Annotated in this window: 17 protein-coding genes; 2 read left to right on the top strand and 15 right to left on the bottom strand. The window is 75.1% G+C overall.

From position 1 onward, the window contains the following. Positions 1-54: 54 nt before the first annotated feature. Genes IPM45_03200 through hypA form a run of 9 tightly spaced genes read right to left on the bottom strand, consistent with a single transcriptional unit; the run spans position 55 to position 8,265 of the window. The gene (locus IPM45_03200; GenBank protein ID MBK9178578.1) at positions 55-1,542 is read right to left on the bottom strand and encodes an amidase; all 1,488 of its coding nucleotides are present in this window, start codon (positions 1,540-1,542) and stop codon (positions 55-57) included. 24 nt (positions 1,543-1,566) lie between these two features. Further along, positions 1,567-1,905, bottom strand: coding sequence for a cupin domain-containing protein (locus tag IPM45_03195; GenBank protein MBK9178577.1), 339 nt, complete (start codon positions 1,903-1,905; stop codon positions 1,567-1,569). 20 nt (positions 1,906-1,925) lie between these two features. After that, entirely contained in the window at positions 1,926-2,996 is a 1,071-nt protein-coding gene (gene hypE, locus IPM45_03190) for a hydrogenase expression/formation protein HypE (GenBank protein MBK9178576.1), read from the bottom strand. Beyond that, a complete protein-coding gene (gene hypD / locus IPM45_03185) occupies positions 2,989-4,107 on the bottom strand; it encodes a hydrogenase formation protein HypD (GenBank protein MBK9178575.1) in 1,119 nt (372 codons plus the stop codon). Before hypD ends, hypE begins: the two co-directional genes overlap by 8 nt. Next, complete coding sequence (locus IPM45_03180; GenBank protein ID MBK9178574.1) at positions 4,104-4,361, bottom strand: HypC/HybG/HupF family hydrogenase formation chaperone; 258 nt, start codon at positions 4,359-4,361, stop codon at positions 4,104-4,106. Before IPM45_03180 ends, hypD begins: the two co-directional genes overlap by 4 nt. Before the next feature lie 11 nt (positions 4,362-4,372). Beyond that, positions 4,373-6,679, bottom strand: coding sequence for a carbamoyltransferase HypF (gene hypF / locus IPM45_03175; protein MBK9178573.1), 2,307 nt, complete (start codon positions 6,677-6,679; stop codon positions 4,373-4,375). Between the two features lie 2 nt (positions 6,680-6,681). Further along, the gene (locus tag IPM45_03170) at positions 6,682-7,152 is read right to left on the bottom strand and encodes a hydrogenase maturation protease (protein ID MBK9178572.1); all 471 of its coding nucleotides are present in this window, start codon (positions 7,150-7,152) and stop codon (positions 6,682-6,684) included. A gap of 49 nt (positions 7,153-7,201) precedes the next feature. Beyond that, the gene (gene hypB / locus IPM45_03165; GenBank protein ID MBK9178571.1) at positions 7,202-7,903 is read right to left on the bottom strand and encodes a hydrogenase nickel incorporation protein HypB; all 702 of its coding nucleotides are present in this window, start codon (positions 7,901-7,903) and stop codon (positions 7,202-7,204) included. Next, positions 7,900-8,265, bottom strand: coding sequence for a hydrogenase maturation nickel metallochaperone HypA (gene hypA / locus IPM45_03160; GenBank protein MBK9178570.1), 366 nt, complete (start codon positions 8,263-8,265; stop codon positions 7,900-7,902). The genes hypB and hypA overlap by 4 nt, the downstream gene beginning before the upstream one ends. Positions 8,266-8,489: 224 nt before the next feature. Here hypA and IPM45_03155 point away from each other — a divergent pair, with 224 nt between their 5' ends. Further along, a complete protein-coding gene (locus IPM45_03155) occupies positions 8,490-8,912 on the top strand; it encodes a PPOX class F420-dependent oxidoreductase (protein ID MBK9178569.1) in 423 nt (140 codons plus the stop codon). Here IPM45_03155 and IPM45_03150 read toward each other — a convergent pair. From IPM45_03150 to IPM45_03130, 5 genes are all read right to left on the bottom strand, one after another. Next, complete coding sequence (locus tag IPM45_03150) at positions 8,891-9,625, bottom strand: hypothetical protein (protein ID MBK9178568.1); 735 nt, start codon at positions 9,623-9,625, stop codon at positions 8,891-8,893. The two genes, IPM45_03155 and IPM45_03150, sit on opposite strands and share 22 nt — an antisense overlap. Before the next feature lie 97 nt (positions 9,626-9,722). Beyond that, positions 9,723-10,226: a DUF2505 domain-containing protein gene (locus tag IPM45_03145; GenBank protein ID MBK9178567.1), complete on the bottom strand. Its 504-nt coding sequence runs from the start codon at positions 10,224-10,226 to the stop codon at positions 9,723-9,725. A gap of 209 nt (positions 10,227-10,435) precedes the next feature. Beyond that, positions 10,436-10,777: a hypothetical protein gene (locus IPM45_03140; GenBank protein MBK9178566.1), complete on the bottom strand. Its 342-nt coding sequence runs from the start codon at positions 10,775-10,777 to the stop codon at positions 10,436-10,438. 71 nt (positions 10,778-10,848) lie between these two features. Next, on the bottom strand, positions 10,849-11,412 hold the full coding sequence (locus IPM45_03135; protein MBK9178565.1) for a hypothetical protein: 564 nt from the start codon (positions 11,410-11,412) through the stop codon (positions 10,849-10,851). Positions 11,413-11,619: 207 nt separating this feature from the next. Next, a complete protein-coding gene (locus IPM45_03130; protein MBK9178564.1) occupies positions 11,620-12,834 on the bottom strand; it encodes a hypothetical protein in 1,215 nt (404 codons plus the stop codon). 107 nt (positions 12,835-12,941) lie between these two features. Between IPM45_03130 and IPM45_03125 the strand changes: the two genes are divergently transcribed. Further along, positions 12,942-15,674 carry a hypothetical protein gene (locus IPM45_03125; protein MBK9178563.1) on the top strand — a complete coding sequence of 911 codons (2,733 nt, stop codon included), beginning with the start codon at positions 12,942-12,944 and terminating at the stop codon, positions 15,672-15,674. Positions 15,675-15,754: 80 nt separating this feature from the next. Here IPM45_03125 and IPM45_03120 read toward each other — a convergent pair whose 3' ends face one another. Further along, positions 15,755-16,759: a hypothetical protein gene (locus tag IPM45_03120; GenBank protein ID MBK9178562.1), complete on the bottom strand. Its 1,005-nt coding sequence runs from the start codon at positions 16,757-16,759 to the stop codon at positions 15,755-15,757. Positions 16,760-16,909 lie beyond the last annotated feature (150 nt).

The following is a 16,909-nucleotide window of genomic DNA, read 5'->3' as shown; positions in this document are numbered from 1 at the left end:
CGCCGCCCATGGCGCGCCCGGCGCCGCCGACCCGGCGTACCGCCACCAGATCACCTACGAGGTGGTGGGGCCCGGCGCCCTGCGCGTGACCACCGACTGGACCGGTGTGCCCGGCGCGCCCGCCGGCGTGGTCGCCGAGGTGTGCCGGGGGCTCGCGGGCAGCCTCTGGCCCGAGCCCACCGGCTGCGCGCCGGCCTGAGCCGGGTCGGGATCACCGGCCGGTCGTCGAGCCCTGGCCAGGACCGTGGCGACGGCGCCGGCCGCGCTCAGCACCATGTCGTCGCGCCAGGGCCCACCGACGACCTGGACCCCCAACGGCAGCCCACCGTCGGGCACCGGCACCGGCACCGGCACCGGCACCGGCACCGGCACCGGCATCGGCACCGATGCCGCCGGCCAGCCGGTGAGGCTCCACGGCAGCGTGAACACGTAGTCGAGCTCGTCGAGGGCCCGGGCCGGCGGGGCCACGCCCGCGGTGCTGGGGGTGACGAGCAGGTCGAAGCCGTCGGCCAGGGTGAGCAGCCGGCGCCGGAAGCGGTCCCAGTCCCAGAGCAGCCGGTCGTTGGCGGGGCCGTCGAGCGAACGGCGCGACCAGTAGCGGCGCGTGATGTCGAGGGACTCGTCGATGATCCCCGTCAGGGGCTCGTCGGCCACCCGCGCGCCCGCCTCCTCGAGGGCCACGAGGGCCCGTCGCACGGCGGCCGCGACCCCCGGGCTCGCTCGCCCGGCTCCGTCGTCGACCAGCCAGGCCACGCGGGTGGCTCGCAGGGCCTGCGGTGCCCCGACGTCGAGCGGTACCGGCGCGCAGGCGGCATCGCGCCCGTCGGGGCCGTGGATCACGCGCAGGCAGAGGCGGAGGTCGTCGACGTGGCCGGCGAGCGGGCCGATGACGGTGCGGCCGTCGTGCAGGGCACCGATGCGGGGGAAGTGGCCGGTGAGGGGCACCCGCCCGAAGGTGGGCTTCAGACCCGTGGCGCCGCACCAGGACGCCGGCAGGCGGATGCTGCCGCCGCTGTCGCTGCCGATCCCCAGGCACGAGCCGCCCGCACCGACCAGCGCGGCCTCGCCGCTGGACGAGCCACCGGGGCTGCGGGTGGCGTCGACCGGGTGGCGGCACGGCCCGAACAGCGGATGGTCGACCCCCACGTTGGTCTTGGCCACCACCACCGCGCCGGCCGCCCGGAGCCGGGCGACCACTGTGGCGTCGGTCGCCGGCACCCGGTTGCGGTCACCGCTCTCCCCGACGCACGGGAGACCGGCCACGTCGATCCAGTCCTTCACCGTCACCGGCACCCCGTGCAGCGGGCCGACGGGGCCGCCGGCCGCGAAGCGCCGGTCGAGCTCGGCGGCCTGGGCGAGGGCGGCCTCGTCGTCGCGGGCGACCACGGCGTCGAGCCCGGCCAGGGCGTCGAGGCGGGCCAGCCGGGCCGAGACCGTCTCGCGCGCCGACACCGCGCCGGCGGCCACCAACCGGGCGGTGGCGGCCGCGCCGAGCAGGCCCAGCTCGTCCAGGCCCGGAACGTCCAGGCCCAGCTCGTCCATGCCCGGAACGTACCGCCCGAGCCGCTACCCGCCGTCGACAGCCTGGAGCAGGGTGAGCTGCAGCACGGTCGGCTCGTGCGCAAGCACCGCGTGGGGGAGGTGGGCGGTGAGGTGGACGAGCCCGCCCGGCCGCAGGTCGACGGTGCGCCCGCCGGCGCTCACGGTGAGCCGGCCCGACAGCACCTGCAGCAGCACCGGCAGGGCCGCGGTGTGCTCGGTGAGCTCCTGGCCGGCGTCGAACGCGAAGAGCACGACCCTCGCGCCTGCCTCCCGGAGCACCACCCGCGACACCGTGCTCTCGGCCTGCACCGCCACCAGGGCGGTCACGTCGTCGACGAAGGTGAGGGCGCTGGCGGTGGTCATGCGGGCAGGGTACGGCGCGGTCAGCAGATGCGGGGGAGCTGCTCGCCGAGGGGCAGGTCGACGATGCGGGTGCCGCCGATGGCGGTGACGGCCGCCACGACACCGGGGTGGGCGTCGGTGACCCGCCCGATCACTGCGGCCCCGCGGCCCTGCGGGTGGTCCTGCATGGCCCCGACCACGGCGTCGACCGAGGCCGGGTCGACGAAGGCCACCAGGACGCCCTCGTTGGCCACCGCGTAGGGGTCGAGGCCGAGGAAGCCGCAGGCGGCGCGCACCTCGGGCGGGACCGGCACGGCGCGCTCGGCGATCTCGACCCCCACCGCCGACGAGGCGGCGATCTCGTTGAGGGTGGCGGCCAACCCGCCGCGGGTGGGGTCGCGCAGCACGTGCACCCCCGGGGCGGCGGCGAGCATGGCCGCCACCAACCCGTGGAGCGGCGCCGTGTCGCTCTCGACCACAGTGCCGAACTCCAGGCCCTCGCGCACCGACAGCACCGCGATGCCGTGGCGGCCGATGGACCCCGACACGATTACGGCGTCGCCCGGCCGGGCCCGGTCGGGGCCGATGTGCACGCCGGGCGGCACCAGCCCCACGCCGGCCGTGGTCACGAACAGGCCGTCGCCGTGGCCCTGGTCGACCACCTTGGTGTCGCCGGTGACCAGACGCACGCCCGCCAGCCGGGCGGCCTCGCCCATGGCCTCGGCCACCCGGCCCAGCACCTCGAGGGGAAGGCCCTCCTCCACGATGAAGGCGGTCGACAGGAAGAGCGGGGTGGCGCCGGCCATGGCGACGTCGTTGATGGTGCCGTGCACGGCCAGGTGGCCGATGTTGCCGCCGGGGAAGAACAGCGGGCGCACCACGTAGGAGTCGGTCGAGAAGGCCAGCCGGGCGCCCCCGGCCTCGACCACGGCCGCGTCGTGCAGGCCGGCCGGGTCGGCGCCCCCGAAGGCGGGCAGGAACAGGTGCTCGACCAGCTCGGCCGAGAGGCGCCCGCCGCCGCCGTGCCCGAGCACCACGGTGTCGTGGTCGCGCAGGGGCAGGGGGCAGCTCCACGTCGCCGGGTCGGCCGCGGGCCCGGCGACGTCAGCCACCGCGGCCCGGTGCGGCCACCGGCTGGTCGAGCCGGCGGTACCGGTAGTAGGCCGCGCAGGCGCCCTCGCCCGACACCATGGTGGCGCCGAGGGGTGCGCGGGGCGTGCAGCGCGTGCCGAACGCCTCGCACTCGTGGGGCGTGATCAGCCCTTGGAGCACCTCGCCGCTGCGGCACAGGGGCGACTCTCCGGTGCGGATGGCGCCGACGTCGAAGCGGGCCTCGGCGTCGAGGCGGCGGTAGGGCTCGGCGAGGCGCAAGCCGCTGGCCGGGATCGTGCCGATGCCCCGCCAGGTCCGGTCGCACACCTCGAACACGTCGGCCAGCACCCGGCGGGCGGCCTCGTTCCCCTCGTCGCGCACCGCCCGCGGGTAGGCGTTCTCGAGCTCGGCCCGGCCGGACTCCAGCTGGAGCACGGCGCGGCGGATGCCCTCCAGCACGTCGAGCGGCTCGAAGCCCGTCACCACCATCGGCACGCGGTGCTGCCGGACCAGCGGGGCGTACTGGCCCGTGCCCATCACGCTGCAGACGTGGCCGGCGAGCAGGAACGCCTGCACCCGGCAGGAAGGCGAGGCGAGGATGGCGGTGACGGCCGGGGGCACCAGCACGTGTGACACCAGCACCGAGAAGTTGGTGACGCCGCGCTGGTGCGCCTGGAGCACGGCGAGGGCGTTGGCCGGGGCCGTCGTCTCGAAGCCGATGGCGAAGAGCACCACCTGGCGGTCGGGCTCGGCCTCGGCCAGCGCGAGGGCGTCGAGCGGGGAGTAGACCACCCGCACGTCGCCGCCCCGGCTCTTCACCGTGAGCAGGTCGTGCTCGCTGCCGGGCACCCGCAGCATGTCGCCGAAGCTGCAGAACACCACCTCGGGCCGCGATGCGATCGCGAGCGCCCTGTCGATCACCTCGAGGGGGGTGACGCACACCGGGCAGCCGGGGCCGTGGATCAGCTCGATGGCTTCGGGCAGCAGCTGGTCGATGCCGTGGCGCACGATCGAGTGGGTCTGGCCGCCGCAGACCTCCATGATCGCCCACGGCCGGGTGGTGGCCCGATGGACGTCGTCGAGCAGCCGCCGGGCCAGGGCGGGATCGTTGAACTCGTCGAGGTACCTCACGGCGACGGCTCGGTGGTGCCCGGCTCGTCGCCGGCGCCCAGCTCGGCGAACAGGTCCAGCGTCTCGAGCGCCGCCGCCTCGTCGAGGCGGGTGATGGCGAACCCGACGTGCACGATCGTGTAGTCGCCCACCTGCACCTCGGGCACGTAGGCGAGCGAGACCACCTGCTCCACTCCGCCGAAGTCGACGCGGGCCGTCCGGCCGAGGTCCTCGCCGTGGATCTCCACCACCCTGCCGGGCACCCCGAGGCACATGGCCCCTCCCCTCAGGTCGACGCGGCCAGGACGGCCTGGCCGAGGGCGAGCCCCCCGTCGTTCGGGGGCACCCGCCGGTGGACCAGCACCTCGAACCCCTCCGACCGTAGCCGGGCGAGGCTCCAGCGGAGGATGGTGACGTTCTGGAACACCCCTCCCGTCAGGCCGACGCGGCCGATGCCCGTGACGGCACGCAGGTGGGACGCGGTGGCGGCCACGACATCGGCCACCGCGGCGTGGAAGCGGGCGGCCACCACGGCGGGCGGGGTGCCGGCGCGCACGTCGGCCGCCACCGCCGCGATCACCGGGGCCGGGTCGAGCACCACCGGGTCACCCGGCCGGAGCGTGAACCGGTAGGGGTCGGCGGGCTCGCCGGCCACCAGGCCCTCGAGCTCGATGGCGGCCTCGGCCTCGTAGCGGCAGGCCTGGCGGACGCCCGCCAGGGCGGCGACGGCGTCGACCAGGCGGCCCATGCTCGACGTGCGCACGGTGGTGGGGCTCTCGAGCTGGCTGGCCACGACGGCGCGCTCCGTCGGCGGACAGGCCGCCACCGCGGGCAGCGCCTCGTCCCAGGCGATCCCCGCGGCCCACAGGTGGGCCAGCGCGCTGCGAGAGGGCCGGGCGACGGCGGCGTCGCCGCCGGGGAGGGGGACGGGAGCCAGGTGGGCCGCCCGCCGGGCCGGGCCGGCCCCCGTCATCAGCACCTCGCCGCCCCAGATCGAGCCGTCGTCGCCGAAGCCGGTGCCGTCGAAGGCGACACCCAGCAGGGGCGTGTCGGGCGCCTCGCCGTGCTCGGCCAGCAGCGACGCCACGTGGGCCCGGTGGTGCTGCACCCGCACCAGGGGCACGCTCAGGGCGGCCGCGGCCCGCTCGGCCCACCGGGTGGTCTGGTAGGCGGGGTGGGCGTCGCAGGCCAGCACCTCGGGGGCGATCCCGTATGTCCGCTCGAACTGCTCGACGGACCGCTCGAAGGCCCACAGGGTCTCCAGCGATCCCATGTCGCCGATGTGCTGGCTGAGCCAGGCGTGCGTACCCGCGGCGACGCAGAACGTGGTCTTGAGCTCGCCCCCCACGGCCAGCACCGGCCGGACCTCGCCGGGCAGCCGGACGGGGAACGGCGCATAGCCGCGGGACCGCCGCACCGCCAGCTCCGCGCCCTCGACCAGCCTGACCACCGAGTCGTCGCACGGCACGTGGATCGGCCGGTCGTGGGTGCAGAAGGCGTCGGCCAGCCGGGCCAGGCGGATCAGGGCGTCGGCGTCCTCGTGGGCGATGGGCTCGTCGGCCAGGTTGCCCGAGGTCAGCACCAGGATCTCGGGCGCCGGTGGCGAGCCGGGGAGCGGCCGTACCAGCAGGTGGTGCAGCGGGGTGGACGGCAGCATCACGCCCAGGAAGGGGTTGTCGGGCGCCACCTCGTGGGCCGCGGGCGCTCCCCGGCCCCGCTTGGCGAGCAGCACGATCGGTCGCGCCCGCGACTCGAGCAGGTCGGCCTCGTCGTCGCCGACGTGGCACAGGCGGCGGGCAGTGGCGACGTCGGCCACCAGGAGGGCGAACGGCTTGCCGCCGCGGGCCTTGCGCTCCCGGAGCCGGGCGACCGCTGCGGCGTCGGTCGCGTCGCACGCCAGGTGGTACCCGCCCAGCCCCTTCACCGCCACGATGCGGCCCCCGGCCAGCTGCGCTCGGGCGGCGACCAGGGCGTCGTCGCCCTCGGCCAGCAGCGAGCCGGAGGGGTGGCGGAGCGCCAGCCGGGGCCCGCACGCCGGGCAGGCGTTGGGCTGGGCGTGGAAGCGGCGGTCGGCGGGGTCGTGGTACTCGCGCTCGCAGGCCGGGCACATGGCGAACCCGGCCATGGTGGTGGCCGGCCGGTCGTAGGGGAGCGACTCGATGATCGTGAACCGGGGCCCGCAGGCGGTGCAGTTGGTGAAGGGGTAGCGGTGCCGGCGGTCGTGCGGGTCGAGCACCTCCCGGAGGCAGTCGTCGCAGGTGGCCACGTCGGGGGGCACGAGGGTGGTGCCACCGGCCCCGGCCCGGCTGGCCACGATGGCGAAGCCGGCCGCCCCGGTCGCCGGCACGGTGGCGGCCTCGACCGCGTCGATCACCGCCAGTGGAGGGGCGTCGTCGACCAGGGCCCGCTCGAAGGCCCTCACCGCCGCCGGCGTCCCCTCGACCTCGATGAACACCGACGCCCGGTCGTTGCCCACGAAGCCGGTGAGGCCGAGACGCGCCGCCAGGCCGTGCACGAACGGGCGGAAGCCGACCCCCTGGACGACGCCGCGCACGGCGACGCGCCGACGGAGCTCGGGCGCGCCGTCATCCATCCTCATCCGCCGTCCCCGCGCCGGCCGAGCTCGTCGAGGAGCAGTTGGGCGAGGCGCTCCGTGGCGTCCTGCACGCGCGGCGACAGCGGGTCGCCCAGCTCCGTCGAGGCGACCTCCACCAGGTAGGCGGTGACCTCGGCCGGGTACTCGTCCTGCAGCAGCCACCGGGCGAAGGCGAGGGCGTGGTCCCACCGGTACCCGTGCAGGTCGAGGCCGGTGGCGGTGGGCAGCTGCTCGACGACCTCGGCCGCCACCCGGTGGAGCGTGCCCGGCTCGCCGCCGGTGCTGCAGGCGTCCACGACGATCACGTGGTCCTGGCCGCGCATGGCGAAGGCCACGTCCATGCCGGCGGTGCCGGCATCTGCCAGCTGGACCCCGCTCGGCACGCCCCGCTCGGCCAGCATCCGCACGAGGACGGGCCCCACGGCGTCGTCGCCCCGGAGGAGGTTGCCGCAGCCGACGACCAGCGTCATCCCAGCCCGGCTCCGCCTCTGAGCCAGAGCACGTTGGCCATGCGTCCTCCTACGGGGTGCTCGACGGCGTGCTCGGCGGGATCCTGACGGTGAGGTCCGCACGGCGGGCCTCGAGGGTGCGCACGAGCAGGTCGACGCCAGCGCCGGTGCGGGCCGAGGTCTCGACCACGGGGAGGCCAGGGTGGACCGCCTCGATGGCGTCCAGGGCGGCCGCCCGGTCGAAGTCGACGGCGTCGGCCAGGTCGACCTTGGTGAGCACGGCCAAGTCGGCGGTGTGGAACAGCCCCGGGTACTTGAGCGGCTTGTCCTCGCCCTCGGTGACGGAGAGGAGCACGATCCGCATGGCCTCGCCGAGGTCGAAGCTGCTGGGGCACACCAGGTTGCCGACGTTCTCCACGAACAGCACGTCGATGCCGGCCAGGTCCCACCCCTCGAGGTGCTGCTCGACCATGTCGGCCTCGAGGTGGCACATGCCCTGGGTGACGATCTGGCGGACGGGGGCGCCGCTGCGTCGCAGGCGCACGGCGTCGTTGTCGGTGGCGCAGTCGCCGACCAGGGCGGCCACGCGGTGGGCGGGGGCCATGGCCACCAGCACCGCCTCCAGCAGGGCGGTCTTGCCCGTGCCCGGGCTGGACACCAGGTTCACGGCGAACACGCCGGCAGCGAGGAACCGGTCCCGCAGCCCGGCTGCCAGCAGGTCGTTCTTCTCCAGGATGCCTCGGCGCAGCTCCACGATCCGGGGCTCGGTCACGGCGTCGCCTCCTCGGCCACGACCACCTCGATCGAGGCGATCTCCAGCTCGCGCCCCTGCACCACCTCGGCCGTGGGGGTGCCGCAGGCCGGGCACCGAAACCGGGTGAGCTCCGCGAGCGCGCCGTCGGTGCCGCAGGTGGGGCAGTGGACGACGACGGGGAGCGCTTCGATCTCGAGGCGGGCGCCCTCGGCGGCGGTGCCGTCGGCGGCCACGTCGAAGGCGAACTCGAGTGCCGAGCACACCACGCCCGAGAGCATGCCCACCCTCAGGCGGACCAGCGACACCCGCGCCGCGCCGTTGGCGACGGCCGCATCGGCCACGGTGCCGACCACGGCCTGGGCGAGGGACAGCTCGTGCATCAGCCTGTCGACACCGACGGGCCGAGGGCTCTCACCACGGTGGTGCTCACGGGCGCCTTCCCTCCGCCGGTGCGGGCGACGGCATGAGGCAATCGTACGCGCCGGCATCGGCGACGCCGTGGCCCCGCCGGGCGCTCCCCTTCGGCCCGGCTGCTGGCGCTCGAGGCCGGGCGGTCGCGAGCGGCGCCGGGAAGGGTGGCGCCGGTGGCGGGGTTGGCCCGGACATGGAACTCGATGCAGCTCTCGGCTTCGTCCGCCAGCGGCGCTGGGGGGTGCTGGCCACGCTCAAGGGCGACGGGCGGCCGCAGCTGTCGAACATCGGCTACGCCGTGGGCGACGACGGCGTCGTGCGGATCTCCGTCACCGATGAGCGGGCCAAGACCGCGAACCTCCGGCGCGACCCTCGCGCCTCGCTGCACGTGACGAGCGACGACTTCTGGTCGTACGCGGTGCTCGAGGGCCGGGCCGAGCTGAGCCCGGTGGCCGCCGCGCCCGACGACGCCACGGTGGACGAGCTGGTCGAGGTGTACCGGGCCCTGGCCGGCGAGCACCCCGACTGGAGCGAGTACCGCGCCGCCATGGTGGCCGATCGCCGGATGGTGGTGCGCCTACGCCCCGAGCGGGCCTACGGGATGCTCGGCGGATAGGGCTGCGAGCCGCCGGGTCGACCGGACAGGGCGGCCTCGCCCCACGCCGCGAGGGCCAACGCCGTGAGGGCGTGCCACAGGGCGTGGCCCTGCAGGCGCGAGTCGGGGTGGCACAGCGGCCGGCCGGTGCGGCTGAGCACGTTCACCACCGAGCCCAGCACCAGCGCCCCGCCCGAGAGCCCGTAGGGGCCCTGGGCCGAGCGGCGTCGGTGGAACCGGCCGCGACGTACCGAGAGCAGCTCGGCACCCAGCACCCCGGCGGCCAGGGTGCCGGTGACCGGGTTGCTGGCGTCGGGGACGAACGCGAGCAGCAGGGCGGTGCCGCCCACCACGGCGCCGGCGCCGGCCAGCGCCAGGTGGGCGGGCCCGTCGGCGGCGTCGACCACCACGTCGTGGGCGCCCATGAAGCCGAGGGTGCCGGCGAGGGCGATGTCGTGGATCCATCGGGCCCAGGGCTCGCCCGGCCCATGGAAGGCCACGCCTCCCGCGCCGTTGGCCGCCACCAGGGCGCCGAAGGCCACCAGCGGGAGCCGGTGGCCGGCCGGCCGGGCCACCCCCCGGGCGATCAGCGCGCCGCCCGCCACCAGGTAGGCCAGGCTCGACGCCGTGTTCACCGGCTGGGCGACGAGCCCCGGCCGGATCCGCTCGCAGTCGGCGGCGCCGACGTGCACCCACTCGCCGTCGGCTGGGCGAAGGACGGGGGGACGGGGCATCGCCGGCCGACGGTAGCGCCGCCGCTCGGGCGGGCGTCGCGACGGAGGTGAGCGATCGGCCGGCATCCGGGGGCCGACGGCGGGCGTTGCCGGCCCGTCAGCCCCGATGGTCCTCGATCCAGCGCTTGTTGAACGCCAGCTCGCCCTCCAGCGCCTTCTGGGCGTCGCCCACCGCCCAGGCGGCGATCTTGCCGCCGATGAGCGGCACCTTCACCTCGACGTCGCCCTTCACCGACTGGGTGGCGCGGCCGTCGCCGGTGGGGTCGAGGCGCATGGTGCCGCTCACCCGCATCGGGGCCCCCTGCACCTCGATGACGAACGTGCCCTCCCGTCGCCCGTCGACCTCGGGGCCCCACGTGTCGGTCTGGGTGGTGAGGTTGTTGGGCTTGAGGACCTTCTTGGCGAAGCCCGGGAGCTCGAGCGGCACCGTCCGCTTGCTCCTGATCACCCAGCCGCCGTCGGGCGACGCCTCGTTGGCGAGCACCTCCGCGTCCTTGTGGCCGAGGGACTCGGCCCGCGCCACGGTGGCCTCGGCGTCCTGGAAGAGCATGAACGCGGTCGCCACGTCGGCCTCGTACGTCTCGCTGGCGCTGAACTCCATGTCGTCCCTCCGTCGGATGTCAGTGCGGGCGACAGTGTCGCGCCGACGGCGCCTGGGGCGTCGTGAGCGCGATGCGGACCGGGCGTGTTCGGCCTCGGGCGCGTCGACGGCGCCTGGGGCGTCGTGAGCGCGATGCGGACCGGGCGTGTTCGGCCTCGGGCGCGTCGACGGCGCCTGGGGCGTCGTGAGCGCGATCGAGACCAGGCACATCAGTCGAGGCGGGTCACCTCGTTCGGGAGGACGTAGGTCTCGCCCTCGTCGAAGGCGACCAGCACGCTGAGCACGCCGTCGGTGACCTCGACGATCACGTTGGCCAGCACGATGCCCTGGGCCTCCAGGTCGAGGGCCTTCAGCTCGTCGAGCTTGTCGGCGAGCAGGCGCAGCTCGGCCGCGTCGAGCACCTCGATGTCGTCCTCGTCGCCGTCGTCCTCGAGGTCATCGAGGAGGTCCTCGAGGGCCTCGGCGATCTCCTCGTCGTCGAGATCCTCCAGCTCGGCCAAGGCCGCGTCGAGCTCGTCGGGCTCGCCGGGCACGTCGTCGTCGGGCGCCATGGGGGTCTCCTCGTGGGGTCGCGGCTCTCCCCGCCGTCCTACCACGCCGACGGTCGTGCCGGTCGGGCCGGTCAGCAGCCGGCCGCCTCCAGGTAGTAGCTGATGTTGGCGTTGACGTCGACGAACGTGTCGTTGGCGAGGTCGAGCAGCTCCTGGCCGCCACCGTCGGCGAACGGGGTCCCGACGGCCACGTTCTGCTGGAGCATCTCGCCGGCCTGCTGCGCGGTGTCGAGGCTGTCGGAGATCGGGCCGAACAGGTCGCCCTCGGCGGGTGTGACCGACTCCAGGACCCGCAGGGTGGACACGGCCGCCAGGAAGGCCTCGGGGTCGAGGTCGACGGGGCTGTCGGGGCTGGTCATGGAGGCGTACTGGCCATCGTCGTAGAGCTGGATCATCAGCTGGTACGTGAGGTTCACCGTGCCGGCGGCGTCCAGCGCGGCCGGGCAGTCCACCTCGCCGCCGCCTCCTCCGCCCCCGCCGCCGTCGCCAGTCTCCGGGACGGCGGTGCCGGCAGGTTCGGTGACGGCGACCGTGCCGGTGGTGCCGCCATCGTCGTCGTCGCCCCCGCAGGCGGTGACGAACCCGCCCACGAGCAGCACGGCCATCAGGATCGGGAAGAGTCGTCGCGTCCTCATGGCCTCATCATGAGCCAGTCGGGGCCGACTGCCCACCCGTCCCGACGGCGCGGCGGGACCTGTTCGACGGCGGTGCCCCGCCACCACCAGCGCAGGACCGGCCCGCCGGGGCTCGCCCTGGTGTCCGAGGCCCGAGCGGTGCCCCCCCTGCGAGGAGCATGGTGCCGTGCGGCGAGCTCGCGCGCGGGCTCGACCGGCGAGCGGGCCTCAGGCGTCGGTGCTGGTCGGGGCGGTCGGGGAGCCCGCGTCGGGCCCGCCGCCGGCCCGGGCCAGCACCTCGATCGCGGCCAGCAGGACCAGCACCAGCAGCACCAGCCCGAGCACCACCCACGGGGTGGGTCGCGACCAGAACGTGAGCAGGAGCCCGCCCAGGACGATGGCGACCACCTGCAGGGCCCTGCGGTGGGCGGCGACCCAGCGGGGCACGGGCCCGGGCTCGCCGACACGCTCGCCCGCCCTCCCGAAACCGGCCTCCAGCGTGGCCCGGAAGCGGCGGGCCGCCCGGCTCGGACCGAGCGCGATGCCGACGAGGGCCATCAGCACGCCCACCGTGAGCACCACGCGCAGCCCGTCGCGGAGGAACCGAACGACGATGTCGAACACGGCCGTGGCCGCGTCCTCGGGCATGGTGTCCTTCACGGCGCCGAGGTAGGCGTGGCGTCCGAGGGCGAGGGCCGTGCCGAGCACCACCATGGAGATGGCAAGGCCGCACCCCACTCGCACCACGGCGCGGCGGCGGTCGAACGACACGCCGATGGCGCCCCCGAGCGATGCCAGCGCCAGGATCGGCAGCACGTACGCGAGGGTGTCGAGCAGGTCGGTGGCGGAGCGGGCCTTGGCCAGCGGCTCCGATTCGAACAGCTCGAGCTCCACCGCCACCTGGTCGATGGGGACGTCGTCGAACACCGAGATCCCGCGGTCCTTCAGCGCCAGCTGGACGCGCGTGAGGATGTTGGCCAGGTCGACGGCGACGGTCTCCGACCGGTTGCCGCTGCTGGTGAGCAGCCGCACCACCTGCTCGTGCGCCCTCCGGTTGGCGTCGACCCACACCTGCTCGAACTGCTGGGTCTCCAGCACCTTCTCGACCTGGGTGGCCACGAAGCCCTCGAGGGTGCTGGTGAGCGGTGCCGCGAACGCCGAGGCCCCGCTCGGCAGCGCGTCCTTCGCGATCGCCTCGACGTCGACCGCGGCGAACAGCGAGTCGGTGATCTCGGTCGCGGCGAAGGAGATGATCGCCGGGTCGGTGGCGAGGGGCGTGACGGTGGCGACGTAGCGGTCGGTGTCGAGCAGCTGGTTCCGCACCCAGATGGAGGCCACCGAGAGGGGGGCGAGCACGCAGCCCAGCACCAGCAGGATCCAGGCCACGACCGTCCTCCAGCGAGGTCGGCGGGGCGTCGCTGCGGTGGTGTCGGCAGGCTCCATCGCGGCAGCGTAACCGGCCGGTCCCGCGGGCCCCGCGGGGCCGGCGAGCCTCTCGCGTCGGTGCGGGCACGGCCGGGCCGGCCGGCCCGGGCCTACGATCGGCAACCATGAGGTTGCGCTGGGCCCTGGCTCTGCTGCTGGCGGTGGGGCTGGTCGCGGCCGCGTGCACCGATGGCGACGGCGGGACCGGCGCGGCCACGAGTACCACGGTGGCCGTCGCCGACGGCGGCGGGGCCGCCGACGGCACCCCCGCTCCGGCGCTGGCCGCCGAGGTGGGCGCCGACGGCACGATCACGTTCACCAGCGGCGGCGAGCCCTTCCTCCGGACGGTGCCCGTCGGCGGGGAGGCGACCGACGGCATCGCCACCGTGGCGTGGCGGACGACCCCCTACCAGGTGGCGTCGAAGCAGCCCGGCCTCTACCTGGGTCACGAGGTGCTGAGCACCCCCGGGCCGGAGGCCGTCCCCTGGACCGCGCCCGTCGCGGCCACGGTCGACGGGCAGGACGGCGGCACCGTCACCGCCACCCTCAGCGCCGCCGACACCGGAGAGCAGGCGACGATCTCCGTCGAGCCCCTCGACGCCGGGATCGTCCGGGTCGAGATCGACGCGCCGGACACCGCGACCGAGGTGGCGACCAGCTTCGCCTGCACCGCCGGCGACCGCTTCTACGGGTTCGGCGCCCAGACCTGGGCCACCCAGCACCGGGGGAGCACCGTGCCGATCTGGGTGGTGGAGCAGGGCCTGGGCAAGGTCACCCCCGAGACGCCTCAGCCCGCGCCCTCGGTGATGGGCGAGCCCTACGACAGCTACGTGCCGATGCCGTTCTTCTGGAGCCCGGGGCCCGAGGGGGGACCGGGCCCGTACGGGGTGTCGCTCGACACGACCCGCTACGCCGCCTTCGAGCTCTGCACGGCCGAGCACCCCGACACCTGGCGGGTCCGCACCTGGGACGACCGGCTCTCCTACGAGGTGTACGTGGGTGCGCGACCCCTCGACGTGGTCGAGCGCTACACGTCGGTGGTCGGCCGGCCGCCCATGCCCCCCGACTGGTTCTTCGCCCCCATGAACGACGCCGTGCGCGGCCAGGACAACGTGGCCCGCGTCGCGCAGCTGCTGCGCGCCAACGACATCCCGTCGTCGGTGATCTGGACCGAGGACTGGATCGGGATCGGGTCGCAGGCCACCGGGTTCCGGCTCAGCCACGACTGGCAGGTCTCGCCGACCGAGTACCCGGACCTGCGGGCGCTCACCGACCAGCTGCACGCCGACGGCTTCCGGTTCCTCGGGTACGTCAGCCCCTTCATCGTGAGCGCCGAGAGCACGCCGGGTGGACCGTCCGTCGACCAGACCGGACAGCCGGTGGAGCTGGTGCCGCACAACCAGGAGAAGTGGGCCGAGGCCCAGGCGGGGGGGTACTACCTCACCACCCCCGACGGTGAGCCCTCCTTCATGCTCACGCCGCCGTTCGTGCTGCCGGGCGGCACCGCCCTCGACGTGACCGACTCCGAGGCGGTCCAGTGGTTCCAGGGCTACCTGGCGCGGGCCGAGGCGCTCGGCCTCGACGGCACCATGACCGACTTCGGCGAGTGGGTGCCCTTCGACGCCCGGTTCGCGAACGGTGAGACGGGTGCCGAGCTCCACAACGAGTACCCGGTGCGGTGGCAGCAGATCAACCGCGAGTTCTGGGACGAGGCCCGTCCCGACGGCGACTACCTGTTCTACGTCCGCTCCGGCTTCACCGGCTCGCAGCGCTGGGCGCCGGCGTTCTGGGGCGGCGACCAGAACACGTCGTTCGACCGCCTCGACGGCCTGGCCAGCGTGGTCTCCCTCGGCGTCAACCTGGGGATGTCGGGCGTGCCGTTCTACGGCCACGACATCGCCGGCTACTCGGCGTTCGCCATCCCCGGCGTGGAGAACACCCCCACCACCAAGGAGCTGTTCCTGCGGTGGGCCGCCATCGGCGCGTACACCCCGATGATGCGCACGCACCACGGCAGCCGCTACGGCGAGAACTGGTCGTTCGAAGGGGCACCGAACCCGGCCTATCCAGCCGACCCGGTCGACGACCCGGAGACCCTGGCGGCGTGGAAGGCCCTGGCCGAGACCCACATCTCGCTCTTCCCCTACCAGCAGGCGATGGCCGCGGCCGCCCTCGAGCGCGGCCAGCCGATCATGCTCCACCCCATCCTGCTGTACCCCGACGACCCGAACCTGCAGCGAGGCCTGCCCGAGGGGCCCGAGTGGGACGCCTTCGCCGCGGTCGGGCGGCCCCGGGGGGAGCTCTTCGAGTACTTCTTCGGCACCGAGCTGCTGGTGGCGCCCGTGATCGACGCCGGCGCCACCGGCCGGCCGGTGTACCTGCCCGAGGGGGACTGGGTCGACGTGGCGACCGGCGAGCGGTTCACGGGGCCCACCACGATCACGGCCGAGGCCGCCCCCGGCGAGATCCCCGTGTACGCCCGGGCCGGTGGCGTCGTGCCCCGCCTCCCACCCGGCGTGGAGACGCTGGCGCCCACCGACGCCCCCGGCGTCGTCGACCTGGCCGACGTGGCCGGCGAGCTGGTGGTCGACGCGTACCTGGGCGCCGACGGCTCGTTCGAGCTGGCCGACGGCACGCGCTTCGAGCTGACGTCGTCCTCGTTGCCGGACGGAGCGGTGCGCGCCGAGGTCGACGGCGAGCCTGCGGACGTGGTGCGCGACGGCGCGGTGCTACGGGTCGCGGCCGAGCTGGCCGGCGACGGCACCGTGCGTCTCGATCTCGGCGACGCCGGCTCGGCCGAGCTGCGGGTGCAGGGCGCGCCCGGGCCCCGTACGTACACCGTGCGGTTCGTGGGCTGATGCCATGAGCGGGCCCGGCTCTCTCGTCGCCGCTGAGGCGCTGGCTCACCACGTCACCGTCCGCCGTGGCCCGTGCGCCCTCAGCGCCACCCGGCCTGGACCACCGTCACCTCGTCGGCCGATCGCCGCGGCTCGGGCGCGGGGTCGGGGCCGTACCCGAGTCGGAGCACCAGCTGGGGGTGCGAATCCGGCCGACCGACGAGCGCAGCCAGGCGCGGCCGCATCTCCGCCACCTCGACCGGCTGGTTGAGGAAGGCCCCCGACACCTGCTCGGCCCGGGCCCGTAGGAGCACCCGTACGAGGGCCTGACCGGCCGCCAGCCAGTCGTGCTCGGTGTCGCCCTCGGTGCCCAGCACCGCGAGCAGCGGCGAGTGCTCGGCCAGCTCGCGGTCCCTGGCGGCCTGCCCCTTGCCCACATCGAACGTGCGCAGCACGAACGGCCCGACGTGGCTCATCAGGTGGCGCATCCCGAGCCCGTAGCCGCGGATGCCGTCGGGCCGGTCGCTGTCGTTGGTGCGGATCCACGCGGCCAGCTCCCGGCGGAACCGCCGGTCGGCGAGCTGGACGTGGTCGGCCTCGGCGACGAGGTCGACGAGGGCGTGGCGGGCGGCGTCCTCCCCGACGATGTGCAGCCAGGCGTCCTCGCCCTCGGCGTCGGCTCCGAGGCGGGCGGCGAGGGTGTCGGGCACCGGACGCGGATCGAAGGCCCTGCGGTTGGTGCGCCGCAGGGGGATCGCCCGGAAGAGGTCGTCGACGTCCGGATCGAAGGGAACGGGGCCGGCGAGGCGCACCTTGGCCAGGGCCTCCTCGGCGGGGGGAGGCGCCGGCTCCACGAGGGTGGCGTAGCCGAAGTGGGCCAGCGCGATGCGCAGGACCCCCAGCGCCGCGCCGCACGAGATCGTGAGCTCCCGGTCGTCGGGATCGACCACCGGGAGGCACCGCTGGCGGTCGGCCCGCACCTCGAGGCCCCCGTCCTCCAGCACGAACTGCCAGGGCTGGGTGTTGTGGCTCGAGGGGGCGAGGATGGCGTAGCGCACGGCGAAGGTGAGCTTCTGGCTGTCGGTCCCCGCCGTGGGGAACTGCAGCTCGTCGACCGACCAGACCGCCGTGGGGTCGGGATGGTGGCTCACGATCTGATCGTGCTCAGGAGCGCCCGTCCCCGGGTAGGGCCGATCGACCCCGGCGACCCGACGACCCGGCGCCGCATCGGGGGTTCCGGCGCGCCGTCGGCGGAT

The organism is Acidimicrobiales bacterium, assembly GCA_016716005.1.
Classification (GTDB): domain Bacteria; phylum Actinomycetota; class Acidimicrobiia; order Acidimicrobiales; family JADJXE01; genus JADJXE01.
This window is presented reverse-complemented; position numbering and strand designations above follow the sequence as displayed.

What these genes read in the sequence shown, in the direction of transcription:
- IPM45_03200 (MBK9178578.1), bottom strand. Translation starts at nt 1,542, where the DNA reads ATGGACGAGCTGGGCCTGGACGTTCCGGGCCTGGACGAGCTGGGCCTG.
- IPM45_03195 (MBK9178577.1), bottom strand. Translation starts at nt 1,905, where the DNA reads ATGACCACCGCCAGCGCCCTCACCTTCGTCGACGACGTGACCGCCCTG.
- IPM45_03180 (MBK9178574.1), bottom strand. Translation starts at nt 4,361, where the DNA reads ATGTGCCTCGGGGTGCCCGGCAGGGTGGTGGAGATCCACGGCGAGGAC.
- hypF (MBK9178573.1), bottom strand. Translation starts at nt 6,679, where the DNA reads ATGGATGACGGCGCGCCCGAGCTCCGTCGGCGCGTCGCCGTGCGCGGC.
- IPM45_03170 (MBK9178572.1), bottom strand. Translation starts at nt 7,152, where the DNA reads ATGACGCTGGTCGTCGGCTGCGGCAACCTCCTCCGGGGCGACGACGCC.
- hypA (MBK9178570.1), bottom strand. Translation starts at nt 8,265, where the DNA reads ATGCACGAGCTGTCCCTCGCCCAGGCCGTGGTCGGCACCGTGGCCGAT.
- IPM45_03155 (MBK9178569.1), top strand. Translation starts at nt 8,490, where the DNA reads ATGGAACTCGATGCAGCTCTCGGCTTCGTCCGCCAGCGGCGCTGGGGG.
- IPM45_03150 (MBK9178568.1), bottom strand. Translation starts at nt 9,625, where the DNA reads ATGCCCCGTCCCCCCGTCCTTCGCCCAGCCGACGGCGAGTGGGTGCAC.
- IPM45_03145 (MBK9178567.1), bottom strand. Translation starts at nt 10,226, where the DNA reads ATGGAGTTCAGCGCCAGCGAGACGTACGAGGCCGACGTGGCGACCGCG.
- IPM45_03140 (MBK9178566.1), bottom strand. Translation starts at nt 10,777, where the DNA reads ATGGCGCCCGACGACGACGTGCCCGGCGAGCCCGACGAGCTCGACGCG.
- IPM45_03135 (MBK9178565.1), bottom strand. Translation starts at nt 11,412, where the DNA reads ATGAGGACGCGACGACTCTTCCCGATCCTGATGGCCGTGCTGCTCGTG.
- IPM45_03130 (MBK9178564.1), bottom strand. Translation starts at nt 12,834, where the DNA reads ATGGAGCCTGCCGACACCACCGCAGCGACGCCCCGCCGACCTCGCTGG.
- IPM45_03125 (MBK9178563.1), top strand. Translation starts at nt 12,942, where the DNA reads ATGAGGTTGCGCTGGGCCCTGGCTCTGCTGCTGGCGGTGGGGCTGGTC.